The organism is Sporosarcina sp. G11-34 (assembly GCF_026931025.1).
In genome coordinates this window covers 79,639-92,728 of the sequence record NZ_JAHNZW010000016.1, presented here as the reverse complement: position 1 = coordinate 92,728, position 13,090 = coordinate 79,639, and the positions used below count along the sequence as shown (strand labels likewise).

16 protein-coding genes and 6 tRNA genes are annotated in these 13,090 nt (G+C 41.0%); 1 reads left to right on the top strand and 21 read right to left on the bottom strand.

Going from position 1 to position 13,090, the window contains the following annotated elements:
- Positions 1-309 precede the first annotated feature (309 nt).
- From KSU66_RS18405 to acpS, 21 genes are all read right to left on the bottom strand, one after another.
- Positions 310-383: transfer RNA gene (locus KSU66_RS18405), tRNA-Gly, on the bottom strand.
- A 55-nt stretch (positions 384-438) separates the two neighbouring features.
- Positions 439-512, bottom strand: a tRNA-Arg gene (locus KSU66_RS18400).
- Positions 513-562: 50 nt separating this feature from the next.
- Positions 563-648 (bottom strand) — tRNA-Leu (locus KSU66_RS18395).
- A 68-nt stretch (positions 649-716) separates the two neighbouring features.
- Positions 717-792: transfer RNA gene (locus tag KSU66_RS18390), tRNA-Lys, on the bottom strand.
- A gap of 17 nt (positions 793-809) precedes the next feature.
- A tRNA-Gln gene (locus KSU66_RS18385) sits at positions 810-883 on the bottom strand.
- A gap of 95 nt (positions 884-978) precedes the next feature.
- Positions 979-1,050, bottom strand: a tRNA-Glu gene (locus tag KSU66_RS18380).
- Between the two features lie 160 nt (positions 1,051-1,210).
- Positions 1,211-1,672, bottom strand: a complete 462-nt coding sequence (locus KSU66_RS18375; protein WP_269052919.1) for a SprT family protein — start codon at positions 1,670-1,672, stop codon at positions 1,211-1,213.
- Positions 1,673-1,705: 33 nt separating this feature from the next.
- The gene (locus tag KSU66_RS18370) at positions 1,706-3,844 is read right to left on the bottom strand and encodes a Tex family protein (protein WP_269052925.1); all 2,139 of its coding nucleotides are present in this window, start codon (positions 3,842-3,844) and stop codon (positions 1,706-1,708) included.
- Positions 3,845-3,970: 126 nt separating this feature from the next.
- Positions 3,971-4,564 (bottom strand): PP2C family serine/threonine-protein phosphatase, encoded by a 594-nt coding sequence (locus tag KSU66_RS18365; RefSeq protein ID WP_329958850.1) that lies wholly within the window; start codon positions 4,562-4,564, stop codon positions 3,971-3,973.
- Positions 4,564-5,349 carry an RNA polymerase sigma factor SigB gene (sigB, locus tag KSU66_RS18360; RefSeq protein WP_269052917.1) on the bottom strand — a complete coding sequence of 262 codons (786 nt, stop codon included), beginning with the start codon at positions 5,347-5,349 and terminating at the stop codon, positions 4,564-4,566. The genes KSU66_RS18365 and sigB overlap by 1 nt, the downstream gene beginning before the upstream one ends.
- Positions 5,327-5,797: an anti-sigma B factor RsbW gene (gene rsbW, locus KSU66_RS18355; RefSeq protein ID WP_269052916.1), complete on the bottom strand. Its 471-nt coding sequence runs from the start codon at positions 5,795-5,797 to the stop codon at positions 5,327-5,329. The genes sigB and rsbW overlap by 23 nt, the downstream gene beginning before the upstream one ends.
- Positions 5,784-6,125: an STAS domain-containing protein gene (locus KSU66_RS18350; RefSeq protein ID WP_269052915.1), complete on the bottom strand. Its 342-nt coding sequence runs from the start codon at positions 6,123-6,125 to the stop codon at positions 5,784-5,786. Before KSU66_RS18350 ends, rsbW begins: the two co-directional genes overlap by 14 nt.
- A gap of 72 nt (positions 6,126-6,197) precedes the next feature.
- Entirely contained in the window at positions 6,198-7,208 is a 1,011-nt protein-coding gene (locus KSU66_RS18345; protein ID WP_269052914.1) for a PP2C family protein-serine/threonine phosphatase, read from the bottom strand.
- A 14-nt stretch (positions 7,209-7,222) separates the two neighbouring features.
- The gene (locus KSU66_RS18340) at positions 7,223-7,624 is read right to left on the bottom strand and encodes an anti-sigma regulatory factor (protein WP_269052913.1); all 402 of its coding nucleotides are present in this window, start codon (positions 7,622-7,624) and stop codon (positions 7,223-7,225) included.
- Positions 7,625-7,626: 2 nt separating this feature from the next.
- Positions 7,627-7,989: an STAS domain-containing protein gene (locus KSU66_RS18335; RefSeq protein WP_269052912.1), complete on the bottom strand. Its 363-nt coding sequence runs from the start codon at positions 7,987-7,989 to the stop codon at positions 7,627-7,629.
- Positions 7,989-8,816: an STAS domain-containing protein gene (locus tag KSU66_RS18330; protein ID WP_269052911.1), complete on the bottom strand. Its 828-nt coding sequence runs from the start codon at positions 8,814-8,816 to the stop codon at positions 7,989-7,991. Before KSU66_RS18330 ends, KSU66_RS18335 begins: the two co-directional genes overlap by 1 nt.
- Before the next feature lie 146 nt (positions 8,817-8,962).
- Positions 8,963-9,313: a type II toxin-antitoxin system PemK/MazF family toxin gene (locus tag KSU66_RS18325; protein WP_269052910.1), complete on the bottom strand. Its 351-nt coding sequence runs from the start codon at positions 9,311-9,313 to the stop codon at positions 8,963-8,965.
- 4 nt (positions 9,314-9,317) lie between these two features.
- Positions 9,318-9,599: a transcriptional regulator gene (locus tag KSU66_RS18320; protein ID WP_269052909.1), complete on the bottom strand. Its 282-nt coding sequence runs from the start codon at positions 9,597-9,599 to the stop codon at positions 9,318-9,320.
- Positions 9,600-9,760: 161 nt separating this feature from the next.
- On the bottom strand, positions 9,761-10,882 hold the full coding sequence (gene alr / locus KSU66_RS18315; protein WP_269052908.1) for an alanine racemase: 1,122 nt from the start codon (positions 10,880-10,882) through the stop codon (positions 9,761-9,763).
- A gap of 66 nt (positions 10,883-10,948) precedes the next feature.
- Positions 10,949-11,977, bottom strand: a complete 1,029-nt coding sequence (locus tag KSU66_RS18310; protein ID WP_443029007.1) for a LolA family protein — start codon at positions 11,975-11,977, stop codon at positions 10,949-10,951.
- A gap of 77 nt (positions 11,978-12,054) precedes the next feature.
- Positions 12,055-12,408, bottom strand: coding sequence for a holo-ACP synthase (acpS, locus tag KSU66_RS18305; protein WP_269052906.1), 354 nt, complete (start codon positions 12,406-12,408; stop codon positions 12,055-12,057).
- A 67-nt stretch (positions 12,409-12,475) separates the two neighbouring features.
- Between acpS and KSU66_RS18300 the strand changes: the two genes are divergently transcribed.
- Complete coding sequence (locus tag KSU66_RS18300; protein ID WP_269052905.1) at positions 12,476-13,087, top strand: rhomboid family intramembrane serine protease; 612 nt, start codon at positions 12,476-12,478, stop codon at positions 13,085-13,087.
- Positions 13,088-13,090 lie beyond the last annotated feature (3 nt).

Sequence of the window (13,090 nt, the reverse complement as noted above, 5' to 3'; positions counted from 1 at the left end):
AAGAAAATGAATAGCTCATTTCTTGCTAGCAAAGAGGAATTGAATTCCTCTCCTTTGTTTCTGTTCGTTCGACGGAAATCGACTTACTTAGAAACGTTTATACTCTGTCCACCGAAGTGTTCCGAGTTGTAAGCTATTTAAGTGGAAATCACTCAAACGCTTTGTTGACGTTTTGCTGTTCAGTTTTCAAGGTTCATTTGTTATTGTGTTTGTTGCAGTTGTAATGGCAACTCCTTTAATATAACTCTTTCTCTTCAGGAAGTCAACAACTATTTTGAAATTCTTTTTCACTTACTTCTTTTTAAAAATTGGAGCGAGTGAAGGGAATCGAACCCTCATCATCAGCTTGGAAGGCTGAGGTTTTGCCATTAAACTACACTCGCATAATATAGGGAAACTCACTTAAGAATTTCACTGAATGCTGTTTCGTTTTAATAACGCGCCCGGCAGAAGTCGAATCCACAACCTTCTGATCCGTAGTCAGACGCTCTATCCAATTGAGCTACGGGCGCCATGCTGTATATTTACACTTAGCTACGGGTGCTCTCTTCATTGATGTAGTTGGTGCGGTAAAGAGGATTTGAACCTCCACGAGTTTGCACTCACTAGGCCCTCAACCTAGCGCGTCTGCCGTTCCGCCACTACCGCTTTGTTTTAGCGACAAACCTTAGTATACAACATCTCACTAATTTGTCAAGCGCTTTTTAAAAATGTAATGGTGAGCCATGCAGGATTCGAACCTGCGACCCTCTGATTAAAAGTCAGATGCTCTACCAACTGAGCTAATGGCTCCTTCTAACATAAAGTATTGGCTGGGGTAGCTGGATTCGAACCAACGATGACGGAGTCAAAGTCCGATGCCTTACCGCTTGGCTATACCCCAATGTAATTAACTTTCCAACACTAACTCTTTTCAATACTTCGTATTGAACTTTTTTTGCAAGATCTTTTCAAAACATCGTTTCGAAAAATCTTTAATGACCCCTACGGGATTCGAACCCGTGATACCGCCGTGAAAGGGCGGTGTCTTAACCGCTTGACCAAGGGGCCTAAGTAAAGTGATTAAATCAAGTATAGAAACAATGTTTCCAAATCTCCTTAACCGACTTTACCTATTATAGACAGGATAAACTAATTCGTCAACCCTTTTTATAACTTTCTTTTTAAAAATACCTTTAACCGCTTGAAAACGCGATTCGCTTCATCTTTTTCACTGTGAAATTGGTAGTTCTTTTATTGAACCTGCACATCTACCACATCTATACTTCTTAATATCCATTCTCCGTCTTCGTTGATATTCAAGTTCGCAAGATGTGCACTTGTATATATAGAAGGAGAGTGATTTTTGTTTACTACTGGTAAGCGGCAAACAAAACCTCGGAGATGATGTTTCTTTCAGAAGCTTTCTGAAATCTGCATCGCGGTGTTTATAACCCCTTCCTTCTATATGAAGGTGATAATGGCAAAGTTCATGTTTAATGACTCCAACTAGTTCCTTCATTCCATGTACTTTTAATACTAATGGATTAATTTCAATCGAATGGTCGGCAAGCATGTACCGGCCACCCGTTGTTCGCAATCTGCTATTGTACCTTGCTATATGAAGAAAAGGTTTCCCAAATACTTCATCGGAAGTTTTTTCAATGAGTGTTTGTAGTTCGTTGTTCATCATTGCCGCTCCCCATTCGATTAATACATCACTCCATCACTTTTTCGACAAAGGTAACATCGTCAATGAAATACGACCTTTTTCTTTATCGACCCCATCTACCCATACTGTTACGATGTCCCCAGACGAAACAACGTCCAGTGGATGTTTGACATATCCTTTTTTCATTTTAGAAATGTGGACAAGACCGTCGTCCGTTACTCCTATATCTATAAATGCACCAAAGTCTACGACGTTTCGTACTGTTCCTTGCATTTCAAGTCCTTCATAAAGATCTTTAATATCAAGAACGTTCGCTTTCAATAATGGCTGCGGATAATCGTCACGCGGGTCACGATTTGGCCTTTGCAATGTTTCGATTATATCCCTAAGCGTTACTTCGCCGAGCTCAAGTTTACTAGCCAACTCTTTTATATCCAGTGCAGATAATGCTTCCGCTGTTTCCGGCTTACCCAATGCATCTTTTTTGACGTTTGCTTCGGCAAGAATTTGTTCCGCTATGCTATAACTTTCGGGGTGAATGCCTGTTGCGTCAAACGGATCTGCCGCTTCAGGTACACGCAGAAAACCAATTGCTTGTTCATATGTTTTCGCACCGAGGCGCGGAACTTTTTTCAATTGGTTTCTTTTCGTATAAAGCCCATTCTCTTCCCGTGACTTTACAATGTTTTCAGCAACTGTTTTTGATAGTCCGGCAACATATTGAAGAAGTGAAGACGATGCAGTGTTAACGTTTACACCGACTTGGTTTACTGCTGTCTCTACGACAAATGTTAATGATTCTGAAAGTCTCTTCTTAGCCACATCATGCTGGTATTGCCCAACCCCAACAGAACCCGGGTCAATTTTCACGAGTTCCGATAACGGATCTTGCAATCTGCGCGCGATGGAAACTGCACTTCGTTCTTCAACCATTAAATCTGGGAACTCTTCCCTTGCCTGCGCTGATGCCGAATAAACACTTGCTCCCGCTTCATTCACAATGACATAAGAAACGTTCGATTCTGCTTCTTTTATACATTCGGCAATGAATAACTCAGTCTCCCGGGATGCGGTACCGTTTCCAATCGCAATAATCGAAACCGGATACGCTTTCAATAAATCTAGAATTGCTTGTTTTGATTTTTCTTTTTCCGGTTTTGGTGGATGAGGAAAAATAACAGACACTTCATGAAGCTTTCCGGTTTCGTCGACAATAGCTAACTTACAACCCGAACGAAAAGCTGGGTCAACACCAAGAATTACATTGCCTTTGAGAGGAGGTTGAAGTAAAAGACTTTTCAAGTTTTCCGAAAACACATGGATTGCTTGTTCCTCGGCCTTTTCAGTTAATGCATTCCGGATTTCCCTTTCAATCGAAGGTCCGATTAAGCGTTTAAATGCATCTTCAATCGCTTCTTTTACTTGTCCAGCAGAAATAGAATGCGCTTTACGAATTAACTTTCGTTCCATCTCGCCGATAATTCGTTCTGATGGAAACGATATCCCAACTCTCAAAACACCTTCTTTTTCACCACGATTAAGTGCAAGCGTGCGGTGAGGTACGATTTTTTTCAATGGCTCATCATACTCATAGTAATTTCCGAACACTTTTTTATCATCTTTCGCGCCTTTTTTAAGAGTCGATGTAATTGAACCATTTGACCAGGCTAGTTTACGAATGTTTTCTCGAATTTCCGCATCATCCGCAAATTGTTCTGCAATGATATCGCGTGCACCAGCTAGTGCGTCTTCAATTGACCCAATTTCTAGTTCTTCATTTATGAAAGGCTTAGCAAGCTCTTCCAACGTTTTCTCGGAAAACTGAAGTAGCAATACCGCCAATGGCTCGAGCCCTTTTTCTTTTGCCATCATGGCACGTGTGCGCCGCTTTTGCATGAATGGTCTATATAAATCTTCGACGCGTTGCAATACTGTTGCGTTAACAATCGCTTTTCGTAACTCATCATCCAGTTTCCCTTGTTCTTCAATGATTCGAAGCACTTCTTCTTTTCGTTGTTCAAGCCCTTTTACATACCCATAGGAATCCTCAATCGCTTTAATTTGCACTTCGTCCAACGAACCCGTCGCTTCTTTACGATACCTTGCGATAAACGGGACTGTATTTCCTTCATTCAAAAGAGCAATTACTTTTTCTGCTTGGTGTATATTTACTTCCGCTTTTTCAGCGGTCATTTTCAAAACGTAACTTGGCAATATGACCATCCTTTCTTCATTACCTTCATTTTAGCACAGGAAAAGCGCAAGCGCCCTAGGTCAGAAGCGATAATACTTTCGGCAAATGAAAAAACCCACTTCCGTTTATAGAAGTAGGATTCCAGCTATGAACGTCGCGTCGTCACCGTGTTCAATTAACTCCAGTACATTTTCATATAACTCATACGGGCCCGAACTTTTCCTCAACGAAGCACTTGGGCTCCTAAGTTCCACACCATCGGAATGAAGAAAAAACAAATCACCTTTGTCATATCGGTATTCTTGTGTGTTTAATCTTTGTGGCCTACCCGATAAATACCCCATTACCGGAAGGGGATAGATCATCTTTTCCCTTCCATGAAGCATATAAAAACGAACATTACCAACGCAACTGTACTGTATTGTCTTCAAGTTATAATCGACTTTCACAATTGCGACCGCCGCCCCACGTTTCGATACCATATACTCATTACACCGACTTAATAATTCATCGGGAGATTCACTATGATGTTCTTTCAACACGGTCGGAATAATTAGGGCCGACTGGCGGGCTATTGGTCCATTACCGAGACCATCCGCAATTGCACATATAAAGTAATCATCTTCTGAATGGATAAAATATGTATCCCCAGACTCCCGATTCCCCTCTTTCGCCTCCTGATACACATACGCTTCTACATGCTCATTGATAATTTCCATCACGATGATACACCACCAGCCGCGGAAATGGCTTCCTGTAATTTTTTGATTGCTTTACGTTGCAATCTTGAGACATGCATCTGAGAAATACCCAATCGGTCACCAGCTTCTTTCTGGCTAAGTTGCTCAATATATGTAAATTCTATAATTTGTTTCTCACGTTCCGATAAAACTACAAGCGCGTCAGCAACAAGCATCCGCTGATCAATCGCTTCAAATCCGTCATCGGTTTTACCTACAATATCAAACAGCGTAACCGTTCCTCCTTCAGAGTCTGCGTCAAGCGTATGATCCATAGAAAGTGCTTGATAACTCTTACCCAGTTCCATTGCTTCAAGAACAACATCTTCTTCAACATCCAAGTACTCCGCAATTTCAGAAATGAGAGGTGACCTTTGTAATTCAGTTGTTAACGCTTCAACCGTAGCTCTAATTTTCGGGCCTAGTTCTTTAATGCGTCGCGGGACGTGGATAGCCCACGTCTTATCCCGCATAAATCTTTTAATTTCACCTATAATTGTCGGTACAGCAAACGCCTCAAAACTTCTTCCGAGTTCCGGATCGTATCTACGAATTGCACCTAGCAGACCTAACATGCCAACTTGAACGAGATCTTCATGATAAGGTTTGCCATTCGAATATTTACGGGCGATTGATTGCACAAGTCTTTCATAATGCAAAACAAGATTTGTCTGCGCTTCATCATCGTTTGTTGCTTGATATTGCTTGATCCATACTAATACTTGGTCGACGGTTCCCGATTCAGAGGGAGGCTGTTTCGGCATCCACTTCCACCCGCCCTCCATCAAGATACTTGGTCATCATGACTGTGACGCCCTCCTCGTGGTAGACTTTCACTTCATCCATGAGTGTTTCCATTAAATAAAGACCAAGACCACCTTCACGAAGGAATTTCACTTCTTCCTTATCATTATAAGGACCTACCTGTTTTTTTGTTTCTTCAAAGTTGAAACTTCTTCCATGATCCGCAATCATAATTTCAATTTTGTCCTCAAAAAGTGCACAACCAACAATCACTTCTCCTTTTTCACTACCTTTGTATGCATGTTGAACAGCATTTGTAATCGCTTCGCTTGAAGCAATCTTCAAATCTTCAATATCTTCATACGTAAATCCAAGACGACTTGCCAAACCAGAAATCGTTAGCCGCGCTACACCAACATATTGTGCTTTGGCGGGCACCTTTATTTCAATATAATCATACGGTTGCATCGCTAGCCCCACCTTTTTCAATTTCAATATCCATAACTTCATTAAGACCAGTAATTTCAAAGAGTCGTTTAAGTCGAGCATTGACACCTGTAATTTTCACATGACCACCATTTGCTTTGACAGCTTTGTAAAAACCAACGAAAACACCTAACCCTGTACTGTCCATATAAGTAACTTCTGACAGATTAAGTTCCGCTTGTAACCCCGGTCCTTTTTGCGCAGAGATTAAACGCTCTTTTAAAACCGGTGCCGTAAACGCATCAATTTCACCAACAATTAGAAAACGTTGAACATTATCTTCTTCCAGTAACTTAACTTGCAATTCCATTTCCACACCCCAAACTTCCCTGTTTCTATATTTAGGTAGAGATACCATATATGTACCACTTAAAAAGCATCACTAAACCTTTTTATCATCTTTTTTAAATATAACAATTGTAAAGTCATCTCTTAATTGGAAGTTCTGCATTTGTACCAACGTCTTATACACAAAGTCCGCGATTGCTTGCGCCGGTTCATATTTCGCTTCCAATAAGATCGATTTAATACATTCCTCGTCAATAAATCCATCTGCCGTTCTTGTTTCTGTCACCCCGTCCGTCATCATTACAATAAAATCACCATCTTCTAAAACAACTGAACGTTCTTCATAGACTACATTTGATTGTACGCCAAGGAGTAATCCTTTTGCATTCAATTCAGTAAACTCATTTGTTGAAGATGTGTAAAGAATTGCGGGCTCATGGCCAGCAGAGGCATATGAAAAAATAGATTCCTGCGCATTGTACCTACCGAAAAACATTGAAATAAACATTGAATCATCGATGCTTTTTTCTACAATTCGATTAATCATTTCTAGCGCCATATACGGACATGTCTTATCAATTTGCAAACTATCCATTCCGAACTTTATCATAGACATACATAGCGCGGCCGGGATTCCTTTGCCCATGACATCCGCCACCGCAACACTTGCGTAATTATCATCGCTTACAAAGTAAATATAATCGCCGTTAATCCGCTCTGCTGGAATGGATACAAATCCGATATCCAAGACAGGAAAATCAGGAATTTCCGTTTTCAACAACATTTCTTGAACCCTAGCTGCAACATTCATCTCCACTTCTAGTTCTTCTCTTTTCCGAACAAGACTTTGATGTTCTTTCAATGCAAGACCATAATGAATCATCATTTCAATTAAAAAATCAAATGAATGCCATAGTTCTTCAGGCATGTTCGGTAAAACGTCTTCTAGTGCAGTTTTATGAATGCTTATAACGTCTTCAGGTGAAATCTCTTGCTCTATAAATTCCCTACTAAATTTCTGACCGTCGTACAAGTCTTTTTCACTCTGTCCAGCAACGTACCGTTCTAAAACTTTTTCATATTGCTTTTCTACCTCGCTAGGCACTTAGCATCCCGTCCTTATCGAAGCCATTTTCTCGCGACAATGGTAGTTCCTACACCAATTTCGGTGTCTACTTTAAACTCATCCATTAGTCGTCTCACACCAGGCATTCCCGCTCCTAGCCCACCCGATGTTGTAAATCCATCTTCCATCACTTTTCGCATATCAGCAATCCCGGGTCCGTTATCTGATGCGATAATTGAAATACCAAATAAATTGTTTTCGGAAAGCCTTTCTATTTCAATCTTACCCGTCTTAGCATACAAATATATATTTCTAGCCAATTCACTGATTGCCGTCGTAATACGTGCCTGATCCACTACGCCAAAACCAATTTCCTTAGCTTCATTTCGACCAAGTTGTCGAGCAGCAACGATGTCCCACTCCGTGTAAATCTCTACCGAAGACCGATAATTCATAGCTAGGCCTCCAATTCTTTGTGAAGTTTATCCAATCCGTTTTCAAGATCGAGAGCTGTCAACACATTTTCTAAACGAATACCCAATTCAATAAGTGTAATTGCGACAGCTGGTTGGATTCCAGTAATGACAACTTTTGCCCCCATTAATCCTGACATACTAATTACGTCACCCAGCACTTTCGCGATGAATGAATCAATAAAGTCAATAGGAGTTAAATCTATGACGACCCCAATAGCAGTCGTTTCGTGCATTTTATTTAGAAGATCCTCTTGAAACTGCAGTGCAGTTTTATCATCAAGTTCCCACTGTATCGAGACAATCAGCGTATCATGTAACTTCAATATCGGGATTCGCATATCCATTACTCTTCTACCTCCACTATTTTGCGGTTTGTAAACTCAAGCGCCTCTTTCATCCCACGTCGTAAAGTACTCGTTGTTGTAAAGTCGTTTAAATTAATACCAAGGGCGACAATTGTTTGGGCAATTTCTGGCCGAATACCTACAAGCATACATTTCGCTCCAACGAGACGGACTGCATCAGCTGCTTGGATAATATGATGCGCAACCATCGTATCTACAATTGGCACACCCGTAATATCTAATAAAACGACCTCTGCACGGTGCTTCACAACGCCTTCAAGTAAGTTCTCCATAATTAACTTGGCACGTCCTGTATCTATCGTGCCAACGAGTGGCATGACCGATATTTTATCAAAAACCGGAATAAGTGATGCAGATAGTTCTTGCAAGGCAATTTTTTGGATATTAACTGTTCGTTCCCATTCTACAGAATACGCTTCTATAATCTTTGCGCGCCGGAGGGATATCCAGTCCAAAAAAACTGTTAGGTAAGATCTCATATTACTAGTATTTATTACTCCTTTTTCTTCCATCTCGGAAAAAACGACTCTAGCAAAGTTATCAATCGCGATATTGATAAATTTAATGGACCAACCGAAGCGAATGACTTTCCCCGAGAATTCACTCATAGTTACTGAATTCGGTACCGAACCTTCCTCAAGATTCAAAGTCATCAAATCCGTAAAATCTTTACTCGTCTCTTCAATAAGGTTCGAAGGCATAGTATGAAAAAAACGTTCCCCTTTATTTTCCTTCATAAGGTTCTGCCATTTTAAAATAACTTCATCAATATTTGCTTGAACACACTCAACAATTTCTCTATTCATAGTTATACCAAGAAACCTCCTTCTATATCCAACTTACCTTTATATCCCTATTGTATCGAAAAACAAGCAAGAATACACACTTTTTATCAAACAATTGAAAAAACACCATGGGATTCGTACCCATGGTGTCCTTTTTATATGTATGCTCAGAATTTGACGAGGCCGAAACTCACTTCAAGAGCTCCATCAACCTGTTCCATCAAAAATTCGTCTAAATGTGTGATTTTATCTGTTAGCCTTGACTTGTCGATGGTGCGGACTTGTTCGAGCAGGATTACTGAATCCCGCTCGAAATGATATCGCTCCGCATCAATTTCAACATGTGTCGGCAATTTTGCCTTTTGGATTTGTGCAGTAATTGCTGCAATGATAACTGTTGGACTAAACCGATTGCCTATATCATTTTGAATGACAAGTACCGGTCTTGTACCTCCCTGCTCAGAACCTACAACAGGCGACAAATCTGCAAAAAAGACGTCTCCACGTTTTATTGCCAAATTTTCATCCTCCGCTTACGAGACGGTCCACCGTATGCTGGGCTTCAAACTCCAAGTGTAAGCATTCCGTGGCGATTTTCAGGTTAATATGCGACATTTCAATGTAGCCCTTCATCATCGCTTCCCTGATTGTATCCGGTTCGTAATCGGTTACGTACCGTTTTGTCGAAATATAGACGAAATCGCCGCGTTCCTGCTCTTGATGGACGACCGTATGTTCATTTTCATTCAGCATTCGTTTTGGTATTTTAACAATTACTTCTTTAAAATTCTTATTAGCACGCACCCTCGAGCACCTCCAAAAAAACCGCTTCCTAGTATTACTAGGTCTTTATCTTACCATTGAATCACCGCAATGAGAAGACATAGATAGGTTTTTATCGACAAGGTTCTGCAAGAATGCAAGTTTTTTTGTCGAACGGCTGTAGACTATAGCTTTCCTTCAACTCATTTTGGATAGACTCTTGGAACTCGCTTCGATATCGAGACCGCTATTTCATAAGGGATTGTACCAAGTCGCTTCGCCCATTCTTCCATTTTTATTTCTTCAGTGCCTTGACGACCAATAAAAACAACCTTTTCTCCGATTGGCATTTCCCTTGGAAGCCTTACCATGCACTGATCCATACAAATCGTTCCGACAATAGGAACCCGTTCCCCCCCAATGAGTACATCCTGTCCGCGTAAGCCGCGTCTTAAACCATCCGCATAACCAATCGGAATGGTACCAATCCACTCATTTTGTGTTGTTTCATAAGTAGCTCCGTAACTAATGCTATTGCCCGTCTCCGTCATTTTTACGAAAGCCAGTTCACTTTCAATCGACATCGACCTTTCAAGAGGGAACGGTAATCTTTCACCGACGTAATCAGAAGGCGCAATTCCATAAAGTCCGATGCCAAAGCGGACAGCATCAAGTCCGTACTCTGGATATAGAAGTGTCGCTGCCGAATTCGATGCATGGACAAATCTAGGCTTAGTAGCCAAGGAATTCACAAAGTCCATGAACTTTTTAAATTGTATTTTTGTCCTGTTGGAATCTTCTTCATCGGCACATGCGAAGTGTGTGAATATCCCTTCAAATAGAACCTGCTTCGAACTCTCCATGGCGGAGACAAGCAATTGAAGTGCCTTTGCATCCCTAAGTCCAATTCTACCCATTCCGCTATCAATTTTTACATGGATTTTTAGCGGTTGCGTAAAACTTTTGCTTTCACTTAAAGCTTCCTTGAGCCAACTTTCGTTAGACACCGCAATGGCAACCCCTAATTCGGCCGCCTTCGTTACGAATGATACCGGGGATGGACCCATGACAAGGATATCACCTGTAATCCCCGCCATTCGGAGACGAACTGCTTCATCTGGCGTTGCAACTGAAACCATTTCCGCGCCAGCTTCAAGCGCCGCGGCTGCAATTTGCACTTCACCATGACCATAGCCATCTGCTTTCACGACTGCAATTAGTGCCGTTTTAGCCCCCAAAAATGTTTTAACATTCCTTACATTGTCCTTAATCGCTTCAAGATGAACGACGGCTTTAGTCGGACGATAGATAATAGAAGTCTCCATTATTTCCCCTCTTTTACATGTAGTACTTCTATTATCAATCTTACGTCCCTACCGCGTCAACTGAATTTATTTCATCTCTTCCGCAGACATCGAGGATGCCACTTCGACTAACTCCTCTTTAGACAATGTGTCAGAAGCGATAAAAAACGAAATTCCATCACTTTCCCAACGAATTGATTTGTCCGTCACGGCTGCCACCGCAAATCCAAGATCAAAAGGATCTCCTTCTATAGATACCGGCATTTCATTATCAGGCCGTTTTGCTGATTCTTGAACGATAATGAATGCTTTTTTTCCTTCTCCACCAAAAGTCATGAACGAACGCATGCCATTATCGGTTTTCACACTTTCCTCATCAAGAAGAGTGCCATCCGCCCAACTGACGGTCGGATAATACGTTGTGAACCCAGTTTTGTCGGCGGCCTTATCATCCGTTTTAGCAGGTTCTTTTTCCGTATCTACATCATTCATTTCAACTGCATAGTCCGACGCTTTCCGATCCGTGCCAAGTGTAATTTTCTTGAATGTGATTTGAATCTTTTCTTCTTTGTTTTCATCAAGAATTGAAACGTGACTTGGTAAAAGTGTTTTTTTGTCGATATGAATTTGTTGCGTCGGAAGTACTTTTTTATGATTGTTTCTTGTAGCTGTTTCAAACACGTACATGTTCTCTTCTTCTGTCATCGTCGCATTTTTATCGACTTTAATATCCTCGGACAATGCACCTATTAAATACGCCTGGCTATTTTGCGATGGCCAGTCACTTTGAAACTTGTACGTCTTGCCAAGTGAAGGAGTGACTACAAATACGCCTTCTTCGTTCCTAACAATCATCTGTGAATCTTCTTTCCCATTTTGTGTTACATTCACACGATAAAAATCAGGCTTTGAATGCCAAACCGTAACATCATACAACCGCGGCTCCGATCCGGTCTTAATTTCCATTGTCGCTTGCAACTCATACCCCTTCGTATCATTCCACTTTCCACTTAACTTCTTCATTACATCTTCTTTCGATGGTGATCCACATGCTGCGAGAGTAATCATGACTAAAACAAGCAAGAGAGTAATTATCCGGCTACGCAAACAGTTCATCCTTTCTCATTTCAATCGGGTAAGACATCTTATGAGGAAGGATTAGCGTTTATGCGAATCCATTTTAGGAAACTCATTTATTCAACTAAGATTACTTGTGCAGCCGCAACCGTTTGGGTATGTGTAATGGAAATAAATCCAGAAACCGGACATCCCTTAAAGTACAGTTCCGGCTTGCCGAAGCCATCTGGCAAGATTTCTATATCTACAAAATTACAAGTCGTTCCAATCCCCGTCCCTTTTGCCTTAGCAAAAGCTTCTTTTCCGGCAAAGCGCCCTGATAGAAATTCGACCCTACGATGACCACTTAACGAATCGTATAGTTTGGCTTCACCTTCAGTTAAGATGCGCGCACGAAACTTTTCCGATCGACCGTCTAGTTTCGCAATCCGATCTAGTTCAATAATATCCAAACCAATTCCTACAATCATTAATGCGCCCCCTTTCCACTATTGTGAAATACTATGTATAATGAACTCAAAGAACGAGGTGAAAAAAATGTTTATCCGTAGAGAAAGCTTTTCCCAATACATACGTCTATATCCAGTCGTCGCTATACTTCTAGCTTTGAACATCGCCATTTACTTAATCACTATGCTTCCGTTCATTGGCGATAAAATCTATTTTGCCGGAATGGGTGTTAACGCTTATATCGCTGCTGGAGAATGGTGGCGTCTCTTCACCCCGATGTTTTTACATCTCGGAATTATGCATATTTTATTTAATATGTTTTGTCTGTTCGTTTTCGGCCCTGAACTTGAAAAAATTGCGGGGAAGACTCGTTTCCTAACCATTTACTTACTATCTGGTATCTTCGGAAACGTAGCTGCCTACTTCCTTCAGGACCTTAACTATTCACACGTTGGTGCAAGTGGAGCGATTTTCGGAATATTTGGCGCGTTCGGGGCTCTTGTTTATTACACAAAAAAGGTTTTACCCGAGTTACGCCAAATCATTCTGCCAATTATCGCAATCAGTGTCGTTATGACTTTCCTTCAATCCAACATTAACGTGATTGCACATATCGTCGGCCTTATTGTCGGGTTTCTTATTGGGCTGAGTTACTTCCACCCTAAACGAATTATTAGTTGGAGGAAGAAAAGGAGGTAACAA

What these genes read in the sequence shown, in the direction of transcription:
- KSU66_RS18310 (WP_443029007.1), bottom strand. Translation starts at nt 11,977, where the DNA reads ATGAACTGTTTGCGTAGCCGGATAATTACTCTCTTGCTTGTTTTAGTC.
- KSU66_RS18335 (WP_269052912.1), bottom strand. Translation starts at nt 7,989, where the DNA reads ATGGATATGCGAATCCCGATATTGAAGTTACATGATACGCTGATTGTC.
- KSU66_RS18350 (WP_269052915.1), bottom strand. Translation starts at nt 6,125, where the DNA reads ATGGAATTGCAAGTTAAGTTACTGGAAGAAGATAATGTTCAACGTTTT.
- sigB (WP_269052917.1), bottom strand. Translation starts at nt 5,349, where the DNA reads ATGCCGAAACAGCCTCCCTCTGAATCGGGAACCGTCGACCAAGTATTA.
- KSU66_RS18375 (WP_269052919.1), bottom strand. Translation starts at nt 1,672, where the DNA reads ATGATGAACAACGAACTACAAACACTCATTGAAAAAACTTCCGATGAA.
- alr (WP_269052908.1), bottom strand. Translation starts at nt 10,882, where the DNA reads ATGGAGACTTCTATTATCTATCGTCCGACTAAAGCCGTCGTTCATCTT.
- acpS (WP_269052906.1), bottom strand. Translation starts at nt 12,408, where the DNA reads ATGATTGTAGGAATTGGTTTGGATATTATTGAACTAGATCGGATTGCG.
- rsbW (WP_269052916.1), bottom strand. Translation starts at nt 5,797, where the DNA reads ATGCAACCGTATGATTATATTGAAATAAAGGTGCCCGCCAAAGCACAA.
- KSU66_RS18340 (WP_269052913.1), bottom strand. Translation starts at nt 7,624, where the DNA reads ATGAATTATCGGTCTTCGGTAGAGATTTACACGGAGTGGGACATCGTT.
- KSU66_RS18370 (WP_269052925.1), bottom strand. Translation starts at nt 3,844, where the DNA reads ATGACCGCTGAAAAAGCGGAAGTAAATATACACCAAGCAGAAAAAGTA.
- KSU66_RS18300 (WP_269052905.1), top strand. Translation starts at nt 12,476, where the DNA reads ATGTTTATCCGTAGAGAAAGCTTTTCCCAATACATACGTCTATATCCA.
- KSU66_RS18365 (WP_329958850.1), bottom strand. Translation starts at nt 4,564, where the DNA reads ATGGAAATTATCAATGAGCATGTAGAAGCGTATGTGTATCAGGAGGCG.
- KSU66_RS18330 (WP_269052911.1), bottom strand. Translation starts at nt 8,816, where the DNA reads ATGAATAGAGAAATTGTTGAGTGTGTTCAAGCAAATATTGATGAAGTT.